The sequence below is a fragment of the Aeromonas lacus genome (assembly GCF_000764665.1).
GTDB classification, from domain to species: domain Bacteria; phylum Pseudomonadota; class Gammaproteobacteria; order Enterobacterales; family Aeromonadaceae; genus Aeromonas; species Aeromonas lacus.
Genome location: NZ_JRGM01000132.1, coordinates 48,307 through 68,421 on the forward strand (window position 1 = coordinate 48,307; position 20,115 = coordinate 68,421).

The following is a 20,115-nucleotide window of genomic DNA, read 5'->3' on the forward strand; positions in this document are numbered from 1 at the left end:
TATTGTGTGGGGTGTTGCGAGAGGGGGCGGCAAGGCGCCCCCTTTTGAGGTTATTTGAGCTGACTCAGCCAGGCGTTGGATTCGAACCACTTCTTGTAGAGGCGGTCGTAGCTGCCGTCGCCCTTGATCTGGCGCAGGTAGTTGTTGAACCAGTTGAGGGTGTCCTGATCCCCTTTGCGGATGGCCCAGGCCAGCGGCTCGAAGGTGAACGGCTTGTCGAGGTGTACCACGGCGCCCTGGTTCTGGGAGGCGAAGATGGCGTTGTAGGGCAGGTCGTAGACGAAGGCATCGACCTTGCCGTTGATCACTTCCAGCTTGGCGTCATCCTGGGTCTCAAACTGCAGCAGGGTGGCTTTCGGGATGAGGCGCTTGACCGCCTGCTCGCCAGTAGTGCCGAGCTTGACCGCAATCTTGTATTTCGGGTCGTTGAGGTCGGTGAAGGATTTGATCTCGGCGGCCTTGTCCTTGCGCACAACGATGGTCTGCCCGACCACGATATAGGGCTCGGCAAAGTTGACGCGCAGGTTGCGCTGCGGGGTGACGGTCATGCCGCCCATGATGACGTCGAACTTGTTGGTCAAGAGCGCGGGAATGATACCGTCCCATGCGGTGTTGACGAACTCGACCTTCACGCCCATCTCTTTGGCGACCATCTTGGCGAGATCCACGTCAAAGCCGATGTATTGGCCCTGCTTGTTGGTCATCTCGAAAGGTTGATAGCCCGCATCAAAGCCAACCCGCAGCACGCCGCGTTCGAGCACGGCATCCAGGGTGGAAGTAGGGGCAGGGGTCGGGGCCGCCGTGGCGATCCCGCAAAACAGCAGGGTAGAAAGAATCAGTTTTTTGATCATAAGTGACGTCTCTGTCGGTGTTGTGTTCGGCCTTGAACCTGATCCCGTGCGACTCCGTGGCACAAGAGACTGCTGCATCCGGCAACAGGCAAGACAGGATGAATGTCTTGGGTCGGGGGAAAGCCCCATATGGGATGCTATGAATCGAAATTGAGCGAAAAATGTACCAAAAACCAATTGTGTCAGAATACTCAATAGGTTAGAGGTGCTTTTCGCTCACCGCTTCACTCATAAAATCACACGAAAACAACATATCTATCTAACGTGGCCGGTTCAAGCCCAAATTGTGTTCAATACCTTTTGTTACATATATGGGGTTCGCTTGTGGCTTGTTTTGTACTCTGGCTGTTTCAGTTCCTGCGGTGGTGCGATCCCGGCAGGGCAAGCAGGTCACAGAGACAGTAAACAATATGTTTTTATTGTGAAAATAGTCAGTCCCCTCTGGGTCTTGGCAAACGCTTCTCATATACTCAGTTACCTTCTGAAACTGGTTCTTGTATGGCGCTCTCACTGCTGCTGAAACTGGATGTGTTCACCCTGATGCTGATGGCGCTGGGTGGCTACAGTCTTGGCTTTATCACCCTCTCCATCATCTGGTCTACCCACAGGGAGATCCCCGGTATCGGTTACTGGTGGTGGTCTGCACTCTGTGCGCTGGTGGCCCAGACGCTCTTCTCATTGCAGGCATTTTTCCCCAGCCCATCTGGCATCTGGCTGGCCAACACCCTGATCACGCTCTGCATCGCGCTGATGCCGCTGGCGCTGCAGCGCTTTTTCGGCCAGCCCCCGAACTGGCGTGCAGGTGTGCTCTTCATGCTGGTCTATCTGCTGATCCTGAGCTGGTGCATTGTGAAGGGGGGGATGGAGTCCCGGGTGATGCTGGCTTGTCTGAGCTACATGGTGCTGGGGGCGGTGATCGTCTATCTGGTCTGGCGTCACGGCTATCCCTACTATTTGCCGGCGGTGATGGTCTTTACCGTGGTCAACATCCTGCTCTACGCCTTCTACCTGATGCGGCTCTGGTTCCTGTGGCAGGACAACGTGCAGATGCTGATGGATAAGAGCGGGGTCAATGTGCTGCCCTTCCTCTCCATGCTGATGGGGAGTTATCTCTCCACCTTCGGGGTGCTGCTGCTCTGTACCCAGTACCGGGCGCTGGCGCTGCACCAGCAGGCGAGTCACGACCCTCTCACCGGCCTGCTCAACCGGCGCGGCTTTATGGAGCAGCTGAAACAGCAAAAGTTGGGTGACGGCGGCGCGCTTGCCGTGCTCGACATCGATGATTTCAAGCAGATCAATGATATACATGGTCACGAGGTGGGTGATCGGGTACTGGCCGAGCTCGGCGCCTATCTGGGTTGCCAGCCCGATCTGGTGTGCAGCCGTTTCGGTGGCGAGGAGTTTGTGCTGCTCTTCTCGCAGCCCGGTGTGCTGGCCCTGCAACGCTGCGAGGGATTACTGGAGGCGGTCGCGAACCGCGACATGGGCGGCCTCTCCATCACGGTCAGCATGGGACTCTCCCACTGGCACGGGGAGTGGCACTTTGATCCCCTGTTCACTCAGGCCGACCATGCACTCTATTGCGCCAAGCGGCAGGGCAAGAACCGGGTCTGTCAGGCTGGCCGGGAGGCGTAACCTCCAGCCTGTCTGGCAATCATATTGTGTCGGCAGGTTGGGTGCGCGGTGCCTGCGCCTTGAGAAAGGGGAGCAGCAGCAGGGCCGAGACGCCCGCCGCCACCGAGATCACCACGAAGAAGCCGTTCCAGTGCCAGATCTCCATCACCTTGGCCAGCGGATAACCCGAAAGCGCCGCCCCCATGTAGGCAAACAGGCCGACAAAGCCGGTGGCCGCTCCCGCCGAGTTTTTGTGGGAGCACTCCGCTGCCGCCATGCCGATCAGCATCTGGGGGCCGAACACGAAAAAGCCGATGGTAAAGAAGCAGGCTGCCTGCATCACGTAGCTGAAGAAGGGCATCAGCCAGAGCGATCCCACCGCCAGCAGGATCCCCACCGCAAAGATGAGGTTCATCGGACCGCGGTTGCCGTTGAACAGCTTGTCCGATCCCCAACCCGCCACCAGTGCGCCGATAAAGCCCCCCACCTCGAACATGGAGATGGCCGAGTTGGCGCTCATCAGATTGAAGCCGCGCTGCTCGGTCATGTAGAGGTTGCCCCAGTCGTTGATGGCGGTGCGCACCACATAGACCAGCACGTAACAGCAGGCCAGCAGCCAGATATAGGGGTTGCCCAGCACGTATTTACGCAAGATCTGGCGATGGGAGAGCCCCGCATCCTGAGTCTGCTGGGCCAGCTCCATCGCATCCTTGCGCCACTCGCCCACCGACGGCAGCCCCATGGCAGCCGGGGTATCCCGCAGCCGCCAGCAGAGCAGCAGACCGGCCGCAATGGCGATAAGACCGGGCACTATCATGCCGTAGCGCCAGCCATGTTGCAGGGCCAGGGTGCTGACGATAAGGGGAATGAGCGCCCCGCCAGCGTTGTGGGCGGTGTTCCAGGCCGACCACCAGACACCCCGCTCACTGCGCGAATACCAGCTGGTGAGCAGCTTGGAGCAGGGGGGCCAACCCCAGCCCTGAAAGAAGGCGTTGGCCACCCAGAGGGCGGCAAACATCCAGAGAGCGGACGAGAGGCCGAACAGGATATTGATGACGCCGGTGGCCATCAGCCCGATCCCCATGAAGTAGCGCGGGTTGGCGCGGTCGCTGATGATGCCGGAGAAGAACTTGGAGCAGCCGTAGGTGATGTAGAACAGGGTCCAGAGCATGCCGATGTCGGACTTGTCCAGCATCCCGCTCGCCAGCATGTCCGGCATGGCGAAGTTGAAGCTTTTGCGGGTGAAGTAGAAGACCGCATAGCCCAGATACATGGTGAGCAGCAGATGCAGCCGCCAGTGACGATAGGTGGCGTCGATCTCGGCTTGCTCGCGGATCGGCGGTTGCGCCGGTGCGCTTCTCATAAAGCTCAGCATGGGGTTCCTCCCTGATGAAGGATGAGGTTACTCATGGCTCTCCTCCCGCTTGCGGCAGGGGAGATTGACTGTCAACTGGGTGCCGTGGACACAGGAGAGCTGCAAGGTGCCTCCCAGCGCCCGCACCCGCTCGCGAATACCGAGCAGGCCATAGCCCTGCGCCGCGCGGCTTTGCGGCAGGCCGCGACCATCATCCTCCAGCACCAGCTGCAGCTGTTCTTCACCGTGCCGCGTCCGGATCGTCACCGAGTGGGCGTTGGCATGTTTGACCACGTTGTTGAGCCCCTCCTGACAGACCCGAAACAGGGTGACCCGCTGGGCATCGGAGAGATCGCTGTCCGCCAGCTGCCACTCCAGCCGGGTGACGATGCCGTGGCGCTCCAGCTCCAGCTCTCTGAGCAGTGCCCGCACCGCCTGCTCCAGGGTCATGTCGTCGAGCTGGCGCGGGCGCAGGCGACCGAGCAGACCGCGCACCGCGTCGTAGATGCCAAGGGAGAGGGTATCGATCAGGGCGCTGCTCTGGCCCACCCCCGCATTGTCGGGGGCGAGGCGGCGCACTATGCCGGCCTGGGTACGAATGGCGGTGATGGTCTGGCCGATGTCGTCGTGCAGTTCGCGCGCCACCTCCTTGCGGATGCTCTCCTCGGTCTCCAGCAGCCGCTCGGTGAGTTGGCGATTGTGGGCAAGCTGGCGGGTCAGCGCCTGATTGAGCTCGCGCTGGCGCTGGATCCCGGCGCCCAGCAGCAGGCCAGTGAGACTCTGGGCCAGCAGGGAGAGCAGCAAATCGAGGGGGTGGTCATGCCAGGCCTGGCTTGCCAGCAGGGCGATGGTGTTCATCAGAGTGGCGAGCAGCGCCCCCTGCCAGCCGTAGCGCCACGCCATGGCGATGATGGGGATGGCCAGACAAAACGGGGTGAAGCGCACCAGCGAGTTGGGCAGCCCCAGCTGCAGCCAGAGGCTCAGCACGAACAACAGCAGATACCAGACCAGATGGCGAAAGCGCCAGTCTACCGGCTGATCCACCAGCGCAGGGCCGAGCGGCACCCAAGTGGCGCGGGTAAGGTAGTGCCAGATCAGCATGCAGGTGGAGGTGAGGGTGAGGCCGCCGGTGAGGGTGAGCAGCAGTGCCGAGAGGCCATCTTCCCCGGCCAGATGCCAGAGCAGTGCTTGCAGCAGCGCCGCCGTCGTGACGGTGGCGAGCAGCAGCAACAGTTGCTGCCAGTCGTTGCGTACCTGCTGGCGACGGGCAATCAGCAGCGGCAACAGAGTCAGCAGACTGCCTGCGACCAGCCACGGCCAGTGGGGCAACCCCACCTCCTGATTGAGCCAGTAGAGCAGCAGCCCTTCGCACAGCAGCAGCGGCGGCCAGTAGTGGCCGGGACTTTGCAGCAGCAAGCCGAGGCGCAGGCCGAAGGGGAACAGCAGCACCGCCAGCGCTGGGCCACCCGCCAGATGCAGGCTGATGCTCCACAGGCAAAACCAGCCGGCGGCAAAGATGAAGCAGGCCGCCAGCGCGATGGCGACATAGCTGGCAAGACGGTGGATCACCAGCTATCCAGCATGCGGTGGGCCAGCTCGACGTTGTTGCTGACCTTGAGCTTGTCCATCAGGTTGGCGCGGTGCACATGCACCGTCTTGGGGGAGAGGCCGAGTTGCTCGGCGATGCTCTTCACCTCCAGCCCCTGCGCCAGTAACTGGGCAATCTCCCGCTCCCGATTGGTGAGGGGATCCCGGCTGCTGCTGGCCAGCTTCTGGGCGATGTCGGGGGTGAGGTAGCAACCGCCGAGCGCGGCGGTGCGCACCGCGGCGATCAGCTCGTCCGGGCTGCAGCGTTTGGAGAGAAATCCCTTGGCACCGGTTTGCAGCGCCTGCTCGATGAGGGCGGGGCTGTCGTGTACCGAGAGCATCACCACCGCCAGACCGGAGGGGAGCTGCTTGAGCAGATCCAGTCCCGACTGGTCGGGCATCGAGATGTCGCAGACGCAGACCCGGGCGCCACTGCCGGGCAGGCCGGCCAGCGCCTCGCTGGCGGAGCCAAATTCGGCGACCACCTGCAGGTCGGGCTCCAGATTGAGCAGTTGGGCAAAACCGGAACGGACGATCTGGTGATCGTCGATGAGGGCAATGTTTATCATGATGTCAGCCTGAAATTCGGTGCGTCATGACCATGACGCGGCCAACAAGATACCTGCCCCCCGAGTCAGGCTCAAGGGGCGGGGGGGAATAGGGGAAAAATCGACCCGATAAGCAGGGGAAGCTTGATCGGGATCAGGCTATGCGGGCTGGCCTTCCGGGTTGGCCTTTCCGCAACCGGGATCAGCGGTGCAGCTCGCCGGCACGCTCTGGCTGGTAGACCACCTCAAGGATCTCCACCTCGATGGTGCGACCGGCCGGGCCCGGCCAAGCGATGCTGTCGCCCACTTTCAGACCAAGCAGGGCGCTGCCCACCGGTGCCAGCACCGAGATGTTGCTCTCGTCGCCCTTGGCATCGCGCGGGTAGACCAGGGTGAGGCAGAACTCGTTGCCGCTGCTCTGCATCTTGAAGCGTACCTTGCTGTTCATGGTGACGACATCGGGCGGCATGTCGGCCGGCTCGCGGATTTCGGCGCGATCCAGCTCCTCTTGCAGGGCAAGGTGTTGGGGATGGTTGCCGAGCAGTTGTTCAATCCGATCCAGATCAAGGCTGGAGATAACGAGATGCGGTTGTTTCATAAGATAATCCTTATCAATAGCTTACAGGGCCAAGCCCACTCACGCAGGCTGGCCATCACAAGGGTGTCGAGAGATCGAGAAAGTGCCATGCCCCCAAGCGACTCGCGGCCGAAGGAGCGAGGCGGGGGCTCAGCAGGGTGTGAGCTTGTGAGAGGAAATAGTGAATCTTTTCATGGGGCTACCATAACCATTCTGGACGGCTTTGGCAATTATCCTGACAAGTTTGTCAGGGTGCCTGGTAATCGTACTGCTTGATGATGCGGGCCAGACTGCCGTCATCGCGCATGGCGGCGATGGTGTCGCGCCAGCGTGTTGCCTCTTTGGCTGGAAAATGGGGACTGGCCGCCAGGTAGAGCGCAGCCTGTTTCAGCGTTTCGCCGCGAACCAGATCCGCCAGCGGCAAGCCTGCCTGCAGCTGGTTGTAGCGGGCGCTGTTCCAGGCCACTGCCCAGCCCTGAATACGGCCCCGAGCCAGCTTGCTGGCGTTGTTGACCTCTTCGGCCACCTCTTCCTGTTTGATCCGTTTGAACGGGAGCAGCAGGCTCTGGCCATAGGAGCTGCGCATCACGCCGATGGTGAGGCCGGGCAGTTCACCGGTTGTCAGCGGTTGGGGATGGTGCTGACGATGAGTCACCAGCACAAAGGCCTCGTCCAGCAAGGGGGTAATCCAGAGAAACAGTGGCTCGCGCTGGGGGCTTCTCACCGGCGGCACCAGCAGCACATCCTGCCGGTGCTGGGTCTGACTCAGGGCGCGAGCCAGCGGCATCAGCTCGATGGTCAGTGGCTCCTTGAGGCGACGGGCCGCCTCCTCCAGCACCTCGATGGCCATGCCGCTCGGGGCGCCCTGGTGAGAGCGGATCACGTAAGGGGGAATTTCGGCCGCGACCACCACCATGGCCCGGGCGTGAAAGGCTGGCAGGAGCGAGGTGCAGAGCAGCAGGAGCAAGGGGAGACGCATGGCAGACCTGATCCGGGATGAGTACACAGAGTGTAACATCCCGCAGAGACAAGTCAGCCCACTATGGAGCTTCATCTCAATCGAAGAAGTCCCGCAGATCGAGCGTTTGATACCCCTCCAGCTGCTGCCAGGGCAAATTCTTGGGCAGCGTTTTTAGGGTCACCTCCATCCGGTAGCTGCGATAGCCATCGAGGCTCGCCGACTCCACCACCAGCGGCAGCTGCCAGCGACTCGACCAGAGGATACGGGTGCGCTGGTTGCCCTCGCGTTTTTCATACCAGCGCGCCTGTTCGGGGGCGCTTTCATCGAGGGGGGTCATCTCCTGCAACAGGGCTGGGTTGATGAGGTGGCGGATCCGCGGCCAGTCTGGTTTGAAAGCCACATGACCGTACTCCTCCTCCGGTACCTCCACCAGCTGGTTGTGCCAGCTGTCGGCGTAGCGCAGTTGCAGCATGCCCTGCTGGTCGAGGGTTATCCAGCGCGCCGCCATCTGGTGGGTAAAGTGCTTGTGGCCCGGGGTGGCATCGTGGGTGGCGTGGTAGGCGCGGGCAAGGGGCAGCGGAATGAGCCGCTGGCTCCACACCTGATCGCCAACCCGCAGCCACTTCTCCTGCCACTGGCTCTCCTTGCTGATGCCGTCGCTGCTGGTCACCCTCTCCTGATAGCGGATGCGGGCGGCCAGATCGGGGACTTCATCGGCAAGGAGGGGAAATGAGAGGCTGCTGGCGAGCAGCCACAGCGGAAGTAAATATCGCATCATGGGGGATCGCTCGAACGAGCAGGGCCCGGCACCGCGCCGGGCCCTGCCGTTTACAGGCCGAGCGCCTCCTTCAGCTTGCCGAACACCCGGGTGTTATCCAGCGTCCCCTTGAAGCGAGTGCTGCCGGCGCCGTCGGCAAACAGCATGACATCGCCGCCGCCGTGGGTCTCTGAGCCGAGCTTGACCCCGGTCTCCTGCAGGTAGTCGTCCGCCATCACCTGATCGCTGGTGAGGGTGGGGCGCACGTCGGGGCGGTTGGGGCCGTTGCCGAACACCAGGGTTGTGAACGGCTTGCCATCCACGTCGTTCTGGGTCGAGCCATCGCCATTTTTCACCAGATCCAGCACCTTGTTGCCCTTGGCCGAGTAGCCGTTGATGGTCATGGTGTGGTCATGGTCGGCGGTGACCACGATCAGGGTATCTTTCAGGTCTACCTTGCCGAGCGCCGTTTTGACCGCGTCGTCCAGCGCCACCGCGTCGGTGAGCGAGCGCTTGGCATTGGTGCCGTGCAGGGCGTGATCGATGCGGCCCCCTTCCACCATCAGGAAGTAGCCCTGGCTGTTCTGGCTGAGCAGATCGATCGCCTTGGCGGTCATCTCGGAGAGCGACGGCTGGGTATTGGCCGCCCCCTTGGCGACGCGGTCCAGCTCGTAGTCGAGGTGGGATTTGGTGCTGAACAGGCCGATGAGCTTGCCGCTATCGACCTTGGCGAGATCGGTGCGGGTGGTGACGTAGCGATAGCCCCGGGCGGTCAGCTCGGCGGTAAGATCCCGCCCGTCGGCGCGGCCCCCCTTGTTGCTGGTGCTGTTGTAGGGCGTCCAGTGGTTGGCGCCGCCCCCCATCAGCACGTCGACCCCGTTCCCCAGAGCCTGGTTGAAGCCGGCGCCGCCCGGTACCGCCTGCGCGGCGATGGCATAGGCGGCATCCCGATGGCAGATGTGGGAGTAGGTGGCGGCCGGAGTGGCATGGGTTAGCTCGGTGGTAGTGACGGCACCCACCGACTTGCCCGCTGCTTTGGCCAGCTCGAGAATGGTGGACACCGGCTTGCCGTTGTCGCTGGCGCAGTTGTTGACGCCCTTGTTGCCGTTGGCGTCCTTGCCGGGGGCGACGGCTTTGGTGTCGCTACTCATGGCGATCACCTCGTTGTTCATCTTGACCCCGGTGGTATAGGCCGCCATGGAGGGGGCCGAGTCGGTGGTCTGGGCATCGTTGGAGAAGGTCTTGATGCGGGCACTGCGGGCCAGCTTCATTATCTCCAGATTGCCCTCTTCCCCCACCTTGTAGAGGCGGGTGGCGGTGAGTACGGTGGGGCCCATGCCGTCACCGATAAAGAGGATGACGTTCTTGGCATCGGCGGCCTGTGCCTGGGTCGCGCCACAGAGGGCGGCCAGCAGGGCCGTGCTGATCAGGGTTTTATGCAGGTTCTGCTTCATGGATTGGTTGGTGGCTCTTTTCATGGGAATGCTCCTTACAGCCCGGCCGCAGCCTTGACCTTGCCGAACACGGCGGTGTTGTCGAGTGAGCCGTGGAAGCTATCCGCTCCCCGGCCGATGGCGCCGAGGAAAACGTCGGTGCCGCCGTGGGTCTCGTTGCCGATTTCACCCACCTTGACCACCACCTCCTGGTGGTAGTCGTTGGCGGAGACGGTGGCGTCATCCAGCGGTGCCACGCTGCTGCGCGGCCCGTCCACCCGGTTGTAGCCGTTGCCAAAGCCGATGATGGTGTAGGGCATGCCGTCGGCATCCTTGCTCGGTTCACCAGTTTCGTAGTTCTTCACCAGCCCGAGCACCCCGGGGTTGTCGGCGGTGGTCTTACCGGTACGCTTGGCGTAGCCGTTGAGTACCAGGGTGTGGTCATGGTCGGCGGTGACCACGATCAGGGTGTTTTTCAGCTCGGGATCGGTTTTCTTCACCTCGTCGAGGGTCGCCTTGATGGCGTTGTCAAAGGCGAGGGTGTCCTGCAAGGCTCGCTTGGCGTTGGTGTCGTGCAGGGCGTGGTCGATGCGGCCCCCTTCCACCATCAGGAAATAACCCTGCTTCTTGTCTTTGAGCTGCTTGATGGCGGCCTGGGTCATCTGGGCCAGGGAGGGCTCGCTGGCGGGGCGGTCCAGGTCATATCTCATGTGGCTTGCACCAAACAGCCCCAGCAGCGGCTTGCCCGCGTCGGCCTTGTTCAGCTCGTCCAGATTGCTGGCAAACTGGTAACCCTTGGCCTGCATCTCGGAGATGAGGTTGCGGCCATCCTCGCGCTTGCCCTTGTCGGCTTTAGGCAGGAAGAAGCTGCTGCCGCCGCCGAGCACCACGTCCACCCCCCCTTTGAGGGCGCTGTTGTAACCGGCGCCACCGGGTACCAGCTGGGCGGCGATATCGGCTTCCAGATCCCGGTTGCAGAGGTGGGCATAGGTGGCAGCCGGGGTGGCGTGAGTCACCCGGGTGGTGGTGACCACCCCGGTACCGCGGCCGGCGGCCTTGGCCAGTTCCAGCAGGGTGGTGACCGGCTTGCCGGCGCTCTTGCTGCAGTTGCTCTCCTGAGTGGCGTTGCTGTCCATGCTGATAACGCCGTTGTTGCTCTTGACCCCGGTCATGTAGGCGGACATGGAGGGAGCCGAGTCGGTCACCTGAGAGTCGTGGGAGAAGGTCTTGATGAAGGCCGTCTCCGGCAGGGTATCGATGGTGAGGCTGCCCTCTTCACCGACACCGTAGATGCGGGCGGCGGTCAGGGTGTTGAGCCCCATGCCGTCGCCAAGGAAGAAGATCACGTTCCGGGCGCCAGAGCCGGGTTTGTTCTCCTGCGAGTTGTTTTTTGAGTTGCAGCCGGCGACCAGTGCGGCCCCCATCATCACTGCAACACCTGCCATTTTTTTCATCGAGTTTCGCTCCTTGTAAAACCTGAGCGCAGCCTAGAGGTCGCAGATGACACTTTTAGTGAGGGTGAATGACAATCCGGTGAAAGTGATATCTGAATGTGATGTTGTATCAATCACTTATCTATCAATAATCGGGCTCTGCAGCGCAGCCTGACAAGGCTGACAAACGGGAGGAAATCTGGCCGGTTTAGGGCTAGCTGGCTAGAATAGCCTGTCAAATCGGGGCGGGTGCAGGTAAAATGCGCCCCCTTGCGACGCCCTGCGTCCACCACCGCTCGCCGCTCGCTTCATTGCAAGCCCGCGCCCGCAGTCCCTAGATGAGAGTAACGGATATGTCCATCAACTGGTTCCCCGGTCACATGCACAAGGCCCGCAAAGAGATTGCCGAGGTCATGCCCCAGGTCGATGTCATCATCGAAATGCTCGACGCCCGCATCCCCTTCTCCAGCGAAAACCCGCTGGTGCCCGAGCTGCGTGGCGATACTCCGGTGATCAAGGTGCTCAACAAGGCGGATCTCGCTGACCCCGAGATCACCGAGCTGTGGGTGGCCCACATGGAAAAGGAGAAGGGGATCAAGGCGTTGCCCCTGACCCAGCAGGAGCCGGAGAAGATCAAGCAACTGCTGACCCTCTGCCACGAGATGCTGCCGGAGCGCAATCTGGAGCTGCGCGGCGTGCGCGCCATGATCATGGGCATTCCCAACGTGGGCAAATCCACACTGATCAACACCCTGGCGGGGCGCATCATCGCCCGCACCGGCAACGAGGCGGGGGTGACCAAGTCCCAGCAGCGGATCAAGCTCGACAACCACGTCATCCTGACCGATACCCCGGGTTTCTTGTGGCCCAAGCTCAACCCGCCCTCCTGCGGTTATCGGCTGGCCATCACGGCGGCCATCAAGGATACCGTTTATGACTACGCGGATATCGCCATGTTCGCCGCCGATTACTTCCTCAAGGCGTATCCGGAGCGGATCAAGGCGCGCTATCAGATTGAAGAGCTGCCCGAGACCGAGATCGAGCTGCTAGATCTGATCGCCCGCCAGCGCGGCTTTATGCGCAAGGGGGGGCTGGCGGATCTGCACAAGGCGTCCGAGATCCTGGTCAACGAATTCCGCTCGGGGATGCTGGGCCGTATCTCGCTGGAGACCCCGGAGATGGTGAGCGTCGAAATCGTGGAGGCCGATGCCGAGGCCGAGCAGAAGGCCAAAGAGAAGGCGGAGCGTGAAGAGGAGCGCCAGGCGCGGGCCCGTCGCAAGTACGCCAAGAAGCGTCAGCGCTAACCGGCATTGGGTTCGGTGTTAAAGAAGAGGCGGCCCACGGGGCCGCCTCTTCTGTTTATGGCCGCCAAAGCGAGACAAGGCAGCGCGAAGAGGTTGATTTTCAACTAGCCATATCCCGGTTTTATGGCCAAATCTCTCGTTAATCAAAAGGATACCGCTGGCGTTAAATGGGGGCATATCTCGCAGCAATCACTGCGTGCAACAAAACCTTGCGACTTGGCTATAGCGCCGATTGACAATGGATTTGGCAGTGGCATGATGCGCTCGCATTTTGACTCTCCTCACGGTTCTACCCATGACCACATACACCCGGCCAGTGCTGTTACTGCTCTGTGGCCTGTTGCTGCTGACCCTCTCCATCGCGGTGCTCAATACTCTGGTGCCGCTCTGGCTGGCCCATGACAATCTGCCGACCTGGCAGGTAGGCATGGTCGGCTCCTCCTATTTCAGCGGCAACCTGCTGGGGACCCTGCTGGCGGGCACCCTGATCAAGCGCTTTGGCTTCAACCGCAGTTACTACCTCTCCTCCGTTATCTTTGCCGCAGGTTGTGTCGGGCTCGGCATTACCCTCGGTTTCTGGAGCTGGCTCGCCTGGCGATTCATTGCCGGCATCGGCTGCGCCATGATCTGGGTGGTGGTGGAGAGCGCGCTGATGTGCAGCGGCAACGCGCACAATCGGGGGCGACTGCTGGCCGCCTACATGATGGTCTACTACCTGGGGACTGTGCTTGGGCAGCTGCTGGTCAGCAAGCTGCCGACCGGCCTGATGGACGTGCTGCCCTGGGCAACCGGACTGGTATTGGCGGCGATTCTGCCGCTCTTGTTCACCCGCATCGTCAGTGAGCACAGCGAAGCACAGGGAACGACCCGGGTCTGGCCGATGCTGCAGCTGCGTCAGGCGCGGCTCGGGGTCGATGGCTGCATCATCTCCGGCATCGTGCTGGGGTCGCTCTATGGCCTGATGCCGCTCTACCTCAATCATCAGGGGGTGAGCGATGGGGAGATCGGCTACTGGATGGCGGTGATGGTAAGTGCCGGCATCCTGGGGCAGTGGCCGGTCGGCCGTCTGGCGGATCGCTTCGGGCGTCTGCCGGTACTGCGGGTGCAGGTGATGGTGGTGATCCTGGGTTGCGCAGCCATGCTGGGCGGCGTGGCGATGGGGCCGGCCCTCTTTATCCTGGGCGCTGCCGGTTTTACCCTCTATCCGGTGGCCATGGCGTGGGCCTGCGAGAAGGTCGAACACCATCAGCTGGTGGCCATGAATCAGGCTCTGCTGCTGAGCTATACCATCGGCAGCCTGCTCGGCCCAGCCTATACTGCGCTCCTGATGCAGCACCTTTCGGATAACTTGCTCTTCATCATGATCGCCGGCGTGTCGCTTATCTATCTGCTGATGCTGCTGCGACCCATGGGGAAACATCCGACGCCGGTGGCCCACGCCTGAACGAGAGCGGCAGCAGGGCGACATCCTCGCTTCCCGATAAGGGATAAAGACGGCGCAATGAGGCGCGATATAACGCAGAGGCGGCCCCAGGGCCGCCTTGTTGCTGCCTGCAACGGTGGTTATCGGAGATTAACGGCTAGCCGTAACGCTTGTTCGCCTCTTCAAACAAGGACATATGCAGCGGGATCAGCTGCTGCCAGTCGCGCCGGTAGCCACCACCCGGTACTGCCGCAATGGGCAAGCCGTGCTGCCGGGCGCAGTCAAATACCATGGCATCGCGCAGGCGTACCCCCTCATCGCTCAAGGCGAGATAGCCAAGCTCGTCGCCCCGGTGTACGTCCACGCCAGCCTGATAGAGGATGAGGTCAGGGGTGTAGAGCCGCAGCGCCAGGTTGAGCGCCTCCGCCAGCGTGGTGAGGTAGGCATCGTCCTGCATGCCGCTTGGCAGGGCGAAATCCATGTGGGAGGCGGGTTTGTGACGGGGGAAGTTGTGCTCCCCGTGCAGGGATAGGGTGATAATATCGCGCCGCCCTTGGCACAGGGCGGCACTGCCATCCCCTTGATGGACATCGAGATCGATGATCAGTACCTGCTCGCAGCGCCCTTCGTCCAGGCAGGTCTGGGCGGCGATCACCAGATCGTTGAAGAGACAAAAGCCGCTGCCAATATTCCGGTGGGCGTGGTGATAGCCACCGGAGATCTGCAGGCCGCAACCCTGCTCCAGGGCGTTGCGGCTGGCGGCAATGGTGGCACCCACCGAGCGCAAGGTGCGTTCAATCAGCAAGGGAGACCAGGGAAAACCAAGTTGACGGATGGCGCTCGCATCGAGGGTGCCGGTGAGGGCCGCCTCCACATAGGCTGCATCATGCACTCTCTCTATCTGCGCACGACTGGCGGGCGCGGCCTCTGCCAGCGGATAACCGAGGCTGTCCAGCTGCTCAAACAGCGCCTGATACTTGGCCAGCGGGAAGCGATGGTGCTCTGGCAGGGCCAGGGCAGAGTAGAGGGGGTGATAGAAGATGCACAGTGACATGACGGCAGGGCCTTTGCAGATATGAAAAAGGGGAGCCTGGCTCCCCTTGTCTCTCCCGGCGATGCGGGATGGATCATCCAATTACTGCTGCTGGATAACCCAGATCTGGAACGCTTTGCGGGTCTCCGCATCGGCCTTGTTGTACCAGTTTTGCAGCTGGGTCAGGGCTTCCGGGTTGCTCTCGGCCTTGTTCGGAGCGGCCTGAACCGGTGCACTGGCCGCGGCCATGACGGCAGCAGAGGAGATGGCGACAGTCTTGGGCTGGTTGAATGCCTTGCCCATGTTGATCAGCTCTTGCTGGTAGTCACGAGTCAGCTGGAAGCCTTCAACTTTCGGCATCACGAACTGCTCGCTGGCCAGGGTCTGACCGCTGGCGGCGTCTTTCAGAGCAACTTTCTGATCCTTGACGAACTGCTTGGCTTCCATTTCATTGCGGGGCTTTTTGAAGTCCAGCACCAGCTTCTGGTTGTCGGCGGCAGTAAAGTTGAGCACCAGTGGTTCGGCAGTTACCAGCTTGATGTCGTTGCGGCTGGAGTAGTTCCCTTCAAAAGCAACAACCAGCTGATGCTTGCCAGCGCTGAGCGGGAAAGTGCTGGTTTTGTCGAGCAGCTTGGGATTGATAGGTTGGCCGTCGATCAGCTGGGCAACATAAGGGGCACTTACTTCGACCTGGGTATTGGCCAGGGCGCTACCCGCAAACAACAGACCAGCCAGTGCCGGTACCAGAACAGTCAGTTTCATTTCATCTCCTTGAACAGTCAGACGATTGCCTGCTGAAAACAGGGGCTCATTTTTACAGGTTTGGCCCACTGCGGCAATTGCTCTTTGAGGTGGTCAAAATAGGCTCTGTTACCATCTTCTTTCTCATTAGCGTTGAGCGGCTCCGCGATTCAGGAGTGTCATTCAATACGCCGTTTGAACGGGGGCAGGGCATCGAGCAGCCCCTTGCCATAGCGTTTGGTCAGCAGGCGGCGATCGAGAATGGTGACCCGTCCCCGATCGGCCTCCTTGCGGATCAGGCGACCACAAGCCTGAATAAGCTTGCGCGATGCTTCCGGCACCGTCAGTTGCAAAAAGGGATTACCGCCCCGCTTCTCGACCCACTCGGCAGTGGCCTCTTCCACCGGCGAGTTGGGCACCGCAAACGGCAGCTTGGTGATGACCAGGTTGGTGAGGTAGTGACCGGGCAGATCCAGCCCCTCGGAAAAGCTGCCGGTACCGAACAGAATGCTGGCCTGGCCGCCGTCGCACTTCTGCTTGTGCAGGGTGAGCAGGGCGTTGCGGGAGGCCTCGCCTTGTACCAGCAAAGAGAGCCCCTTTGCCCTGAGGCCAACGGCTACTTCGTTCATCTGTCGGTAGGAGGAGAAGAGCACCAGACTTGCCTCTTTACCCGCCAGCAGGCGTGGCAGAGCGCTAATCAGCTCGTCGGTAAAGGCTGGGGAGTTGGGCTCATGGGCCATCTTGGGCAGATAGAGTTCGGCCTTCTGGTAATCAAAGGGGGAACGCAGGCGCAGATAGCGGGTGCCGTCGTGCTCCTTCAAACCCACCTGGTGGCGAAAATAGCTGAAAGAGGAGAGGGCGGTCAGGGTGGCCGAGACCAGCACTGCGCCCAGACACTTGGACCAGAGCCACTCTTCCAGCAGATAACCCACCTCGATGGGGGAGGCATGCAGCCAGATGTCGCCATCGTCACTCTTGGCCATCCAGCGGGCGAGCGGCGTCTTCCCCTCGGGAATATGGCGCCCCAACATCTCCCACAGGGCACAGAAGCTTTCCAGCCGCTGCAGATGAAAACCGCTCTCGGCCAGCAGCGGCTCGGCCTCTTTGCGGCGGATCTCGCCATCTTTCAGGGCTTCACCGATGGCTGCCTGCATTCTGTCCAGAGCTCGCAGCGCCTTCTTGCTCGACTCCTTGAGATTTTCCGCCAGCATCGGCAGCGGGTCTGGCAACACCCCTTCGCCAAAACGGTAGTGCATCTCGCTGCCAAACAGCCGGTCATTACTGGCGAGCCACTGTTCCACCGCCTTGAGGTCGGGTTGGATGGATGCGAGGGCATCCTGCAACTTCAATTGCGGGTCGATAAGGCTCTCTTTATTGAGCGTTCGAGTCAGCTTGCCGGCACTTTGCACCAGTTTTTCCAGCCAGCGGCGGGAGCCTTTGACGCTGGCCGAGGCGGCGCCGTGATCCCGGGCAATGGTGGGCAAATGGTGGGCTTCGTCCAGCACATAGATGCACTCGTCGGGTGGCGGCAGGATGATGCCGCCACCCATGGTGAGGTCAGAGAGCAGCAATGCATGGTTGACCACCAGCACGTCGGCTGCATCCATGTCGTTGCGGGCACGGTGGAAGGGGCAGTGTTGATGGTGAGTCAGGGCCTTGTTGCAGGTGTGGCGATCGGCGGCGATACGATCCCAACACAGGTCAGGAATGGGTTTGGGCCAGTTGTCCCGATCACCATCCCACTTGCCTTCGGTGTAGGCCTGCCAAAGTGCCTGATAGCAGGCTTTGTCATCATCTGACGGCTTGTGTTTGCTCAGGGCGCCGAAGTCGAATTCGAAGTTGGCCATTTCGCTACCGCTTGCAGCCTGCTCCAGCAGATGTTCGCAACAGTAGCGCTGGCGCCCCTTGACCAGCATAAAGCGAAACGGCAACTCGCTGTGGCGGTGATAGAAGGGGAGATCCTTGTGGATCAGCTGCTCCTGCAATGCCACGGTGGCGGTGGAGATCACCAGCTTTTTCTGGGTCAATCTCGCGACAGGGATCGCTCCCTGAGCATAGGAGAGGGACTTGCCGATACCGGTGCCCGCCTCGGCCACCAGAATACGGCGCTGTTTGTCATACTCCCCGGTCAGCGTCTTGGCTATCTCGGCAACCAGAAAATTCTGCTCTTTACGCGGCACAAAACCGGGCAAGCCATCCGAAATCTGGCGGTAGGTTTGACGAATAGTGGCTTTGAGGCGAGTTGACAGCATAAAGAGGAGGCCAGTTTGGTTGTTGCGCGGGGAAAGGCTAAGGATACCCGTATCCCCTTGTCGGGGTCGAGGGGCGCTCTTTTATCACCCTCATTTCGCACTGGTCTGATGAGGTTGGTTGTTTATCAGGGAGTTAGCTGCAATTACCTAAAAAACAGGCTGTGTAAGTATAAAAAAACAGCAAAAAGCGTTGTAAACGTTTTCCTTTGATGGGCGGACAATGTGAGAGCTGGCTCACATTTCTGCCTCGGTGACTATGCTTTTCATAAAAAGTTCCAAGTTTTTTCGTTGCGGTTGTGAAAACCCGGTGCTAGTCTCGCCGTCATAGTGATGCAAAGTACATCGCTAACACAGGGAATAACAAAGACTTAGTGTTTAATTACAGTAGGCATTGGAAACTATGAAAAAGACAATTCTGGCTATTGCTATCCCGGCTCTGTTTGCATCCGCAGCCAACGCTGCCGTTGTTTATGACAAAGACGGTGTGACTTTCGACGTATACGGCCGTGTACAGGCTAACTACTACGGCGATCACAACAAATCTGTTGCTGCTACCGACGATTCCGTGGGGATTGTTAACGGTCAGCCAGGAATTAAACCGGGTACTCCTGCTCATTACGAGGACGTTGACGGTGAGCTGATTGGTTCTTCCCGTCTGGGTTGGTCTGGTAAAATCGCCCTGAACAACACCTGGGCTGCTATTGCCAAGACCGAGTGGCAAGTTTCTGCTGAAAACTCCGACAACAAGTTCAACTCCCGTCACGTCTATGTCGGCTTCGACGGCACTCAGTACGGTAAGGTCATCTTCGGTCAGACCGATACTGCTTTCTACGACGTTCTGGAACCGACCGATATCTTCAACGAGTGGGGCGATGCCGGTAACTTCTACGACGGTCGTCAAGAAGGCCAGATCATTTACGCCAACGCTATCGGTGGCTTCAAAGGCAAGCTGTCTTATCAGACCAACGATGATAAAGCTGTTGTTGTTACTGACGTAGGTCAAAGCATCAAAGAGAAAACCGCATACGGTGACAACGTTAAGCGTAACTACGGTTATGCAGCTGCTGCCGGCTACGACTTTGACTTCGGTCTGGGCTTCAACGCAGGTTATGCCTACTCCGACCTGGAAAACACTGTAAGTGGCACCACCGGTGACAAGAAAGAGTGGGCTCTGGGCGCTCACTATGCCATCAACGGTTTCTACTTCGCCGGTATGTATACCGAAGGCGACCTGAAGTACTCTTCAGCGACCGCTGGCGACAAAGACAAAGGCCGTGGTTATGAACTGGCTGCGTCCTACAACGTAGACGCCTGGACCTTCCTGGCTGGCTACAACTTTAAAGAGTCCAAAGTCAAAGCTAACACTGCCGGTTCCAACTACAAGGATCTGGTTGACGAAACTCTGCTGGGTGTTCAGTACTCTTTCACTCCGAAGCTGAAAGCTTACACCGAGTACAAAATCCAGAGCATCGAGAAGCTGGACGACGAGTGGACTGTTGCTCTGCAGTACAACTTCTAATAAGAAGTTGCTGACAAGCGATATCCAAGCTTGAGTCTTTGACCAAGCGATAAAATGGCCGGATTGATATCCGGCCATTTTCTTTTTGGCGTCTTGCTGTCTTGATAGTGATTGGATGAGCGGCTGGGTAAGCAGCATAGCTGTCCCGGTTGTCAAAGCTGTGGTTACGATTAATCTCTCCTGCTTCTGCTTCTGCTTCTGCTTCTGCTTCTGCTTCTGCTTCTGCTTCTGCTTCTGCTTCTGCTTCTGCTCCTCATAAATACCTTCAGGCTAACAGGCGCTACGGTTCTGTTAAGTGAACAGCCCGAATTCGGGCGCAGCCTCTGCCCGGTGGACAATGGCAGCGCGAGGAGTTGGGGGAGGAATATATGTGCGGTATAAACAAAAATTTGGTCATTTGGTGAAAATACATAAATTAAATTTATGGCGACCTTCTTGGCCTGTTGACGGGGTGTGGAGCATTGCGTTCAACGTTGTGAGGGATATGGCCGACTTTAAAGGGTTGTCTGATTGAGAATCTGTTGGACGGACGTCAGAGCTTTCGTGTGTCTGCTGTGGTTTTAGGCCTCTGCTGCTGTATGGCAGAAGAAGGCAATAGCCAATATGGCTGATTTGACCTGTGGCTTGGCTGTTCGGTTGTATTGCAGCTCGATCTTTAATTGCCGATTGCCGATTGCCGATTGCCGATTGCCGATTGCCGATTGCCGATTGCCGATTGCCGATTGCCG

General features: G+C 60.0%; 16 protein-coding genes. 4 read left to right on the forward strand and 12 right to left on the reverse strand.

Translation table 11 applies throughout. From position 1 onward, the window contains the following. Positions 1–50: 50 nt before the first annotated feature. Positions 51–851, reverse strand: coding sequence for a transporter substrate-binding domain-containing protein (locus LG31_RS0110335; RefSeq protein WP_033114391.1), 801 nt, complete (start codon positions 849–851; stop codon positions 51–53). Positions 852–1,349: 498 nt separating this feature from the next. Here LG31_RS0110335 and LG31_RS0110340 point away from each other — a divergent pair, with 498 nt between their 5' ends. Then, positions 1,350–2,486: a GGDEF domain-containing protein gene (locus tag LG31_RS0110340; protein WP_033114392.1), complete on the forward strand. Its 1,137-nt coding sequence runs from the start codon at positions 1,350–1,352 to the stop codon at positions 2,484–2,486. 19 nt (positions 2,487–2,505) lie between these two features. Here the strand turns inward: LG31_RS0110340 and uhpC are convergent, their stop codons facing one another. The 8 genes from uhpC to LG31_RS0110380 form a co-directional block, all read right to left on the reverse strand. Beyond that, positions 2,506–3,840, reverse strand: a complete 1,335-nt coding sequence (gene uhpC, locus LG31_RS0110345) for an MFS transporter (RefSeq protein ID WP_033114393.1) — start codon at positions 3,838–3,840, stop codon at positions 2,506–2,508. Positions 3,841–3,867: 27 nt separating this feature from the next. Continuing rightward, complete coding sequence (gene uhpB / locus LG31_RS0110350) at positions 3,868–5,388, reverse strand: signal transduction histidine-protein kinase/phosphatase UhpB (protein ID WP_033114394.1); 1,521 nt, start codon at positions 5,386–5,388, stop codon at positions 3,868–3,870. Then, entirely contained in the window at positions 5,385–5,975 is a 591-nt protein-coding gene (gene uhpA, locus LG31_RS0110355; RefSeq protein WP_033114395.1) for a response regulator transcription factor UhpA, read from the reverse strand. Before uhpA ends, uhpB begins: the two co-directional genes overlap by 4 nt. 181 nt (positions 5,976–6,156) lie before the next feature. Further along, positions 6,157–6,552 (reverse strand): nucleoside diphosphate kinase regulator, encoded by a 396-nt coding sequence (gene rnk, locus LG31_RS0110360; protein WP_005334070.1) that lies wholly within the window; start codon positions 6,550–6,552, stop codon positions 6,157–6,159. A 226-nt stretch (positions 6,553–6,778) separates the two neighbouring features. Beyond that, the gene (locus LG31_RS0110365) at positions 6,779–7,549 is read right to left on the reverse strand and encodes a substrate-binding periplasmic protein (protein WP_033114396.1); all 771 of its coding nucleotides are present in this window, start codon (positions 7,547–7,549) and stop codon (positions 6,779–6,781) included. Positions 7,550–7,586: 37 nt separating this feature from the next. Continuing rightward, positions 7,587–8,270 carry a hypothetical protein gene (locus LG31_RS0110370; protein WP_033114397.1) on the reverse strand — a complete coding sequence of 228 codons (684 nt, stop codon included), beginning with the start codon at positions 8,268–8,270 and terminating at the stop codon, positions 7,587–7,589. Positions 8,271–8,320: 50 nt separating this feature from the next. Continuing rightward, entirely contained in the window at positions 8,321–9,727 is a 1,407-nt protein-coding gene (locus LG31_RS0110375) for an alkaline phosphatase (RefSeq protein WP_033114398.1), read from the reverse strand. 11 nt (positions 9,728–9,738) lie between these two features. Further along, the gene (locus LG31_RS0110380) at positions 9,739–11,136 is read right to left on the reverse strand and encodes an alkaline phosphatase (protein ID WP_033114399.1); all 1,398 of its coding nucleotides are present in this window, start codon (positions 11,134–11,136) and stop codon (positions 9,739–9,741) included. 332 nt (positions 11,137–11,468) lie between these two features. Between LG31_RS0110380 and ylqF the strand changes: the two genes are divergently transcribed. Both ylqF and LG31_RS0110390 read left to right on the forward strand, forming a co-directional pair. After that, positions 11,469–12,419: a ribosome biogenesis GTPase YlqF gene (gene ylqF, locus LG31_RS0110385; protein ID WP_033114400.1), complete on the forward strand. Its 951-nt coding sequence runs from the start codon at positions 11,469–11,471 to the stop codon at positions 12,417–12,419. A 295-nt stretch (positions 12,420–12,714) separates the two neighbouring features. Next, positions 12,715–13,863 (forward strand): MFS transporter, encoded by a 1,149-nt coding sequence (locus LG31_RS0110390; protein ID WP_033114401.1) that lies wholly within the window; start codon positions 12,715–12,717, stop codon positions 13,861–13,863. A gap of 136 nt (positions 13,864–13,999) precedes the next feature. Here the strand turns inward: LG31_RS0110390 and LG31_RS0110395 are convergent, their stop codons facing one another. The 3 genes from LG31_RS0110395 to dinG all read right to left on the reverse strand — a co-directional run bounded on the left by LG31_RS0110395 (position 14,000) and on the right by dinG (position 17,868). Next, the gene (locus LG31_RS0110395; RefSeq protein WP_033114406.1) at positions 14,000–14,896 is read right to left on the reverse strand and encodes a histone deacetylase family protein; all 897 of its coding nucleotides are present in this window, start codon (positions 14,894–14,896) and stop codon (positions 14,000–14,002) included. 81 nt (positions 14,897–14,977) lie between these two features. Continuing rightward, entirely contained in the window at positions 14,978–15,637 is a 660-nt protein-coding gene (locus tag LG31_RS0110400; protein ID WP_033114402.1) for a YccT family protein, read from the reverse strand. A 158-nt stretch (positions 15,638–15,795) separates the two neighbouring features. Then, complete coding sequence (dinG, locus tag LG31_RS0110405; protein WP_033114403.1) at positions 15,796–17,868, reverse strand: ATP-dependent DNA helicase DinG; 2,073 nt, start codon at positions 17,866–17,868, stop codon at positions 15,796–15,798. A gap of 400 nt (positions 17,869–18,268) precedes the next feature. On the opposite strand from dinG, the gene LG31_RS0110410 reads away from it, so the two are divergent. Further along, positions 18,269–19,387 (forward strand): porin, encoded by a 1,119-nt coding sequence (locus tag LG31_RS0110410; RefSeq protein ID WP_033114404.1) that lies wholly within the window; start codon positions 18,269–18,271, stop codon positions 19,385–19,387. Positions 19,388–20,115 lie beyond the last annotated feature (728 nt).

Coding starts and splice junctions, on each gene's coding strand:
- LG31_RS0110335 (WP_033114391.1), bottom strand. CDS start 851: ATGATCAAAAAACTGATTCTTTCTACCCTGCTGTTTTGCGGGATCGCC.
- LG31_RS0110340 (WP_033114392.1), top strand. CDS start 1,350: ATGGCGCTCTCACTGCTGCTGAAACTGGATGTGTTCACCCTGATGCTG.
- uhpC (WP_033114393.1), bottom strand. CDS start 3,840: ATGCTGAGCTTTATGAGAAGCGCACCGGCGCAACCGCCGATCCGCGAG.
- uhpA (WP_033114395.1), bottom strand. CDS start 5,975: ATGATAAACATTGCCCTCATCGACGATCACCAGATCGTCCGTTCCGGT.
- rnk (WP_005334070.1), bottom strand. CDS start 6,552: ATGAAACAACCGCATCTCGTTATCTCCAGCCTTGATCTGGATCGGATT.
- LG31_RS0110365 (WP_033114396.1), bottom strand. CDS start 7,549: ATGTTACACTCTGTGTACTCATCCCGGATCAGGTCTGCCATGCGTCTC.
- LG31_RS0110370 (WP_033114397.1), bottom strand. CDS start 8,270: ATGATGCGATATTTACTTCCGCTGTGGCTGCTCGCCAGCAGCCTCTCA.
- LG31_RS0110375 (WP_033114398.1), bottom strand. CDS start 9,727: ATGAAAAGAGCCACCAACCAATCCATGAAGCAGAACCTGCATAAAACC.
- LG31_RS0110380 (WP_033114399.1), bottom strand. CDS start 11,136: ATGAAAAAAATGGCAGGTGTTGCAGTGATGATGGGGGCCGCACTGGTC.
- ylqF (WP_033114400.1), top strand. CDS start 11,469: ATGTCCATCAACTGGTTCCCCGGTCACATGCACAAGGCCCGCAAAGAG.
- LG31_RS0110390 (WP_033114401.1), top strand. CDS start 12,715: ATGACCACATACACCCGGCCAGTGCTGTTACTGCTCTGTGGCCTGTTG.
- LG31_RS0110395 (WP_033114406.1), bottom strand. CDS start 14,896: ATGTCACTGTGCATCTTCTATCACCCCCTCTACTCTGCCCTGGCCCTG.
- LG31_RS0110400 (WP_033114402.1), bottom strand. CDS start 15,637: ATGAAACTGACTGTTCTGGTACCGGCACTGGCTGGTCTGTTGTTTGCG.
- dinG (WP_033114403.1), bottom strand. CDS start 17,868: ATGCTGTCAACTCGCCTCAAAGCCACTATTCGTCAAACCTACCGCCAG.
- LG31_RS0110410 (WP_033114404.1), top strand. CDS start 18,269: ATGAAAAAGACAATTCTGGCTATTGCTATCCCGGCTCTGTTTGCATCC.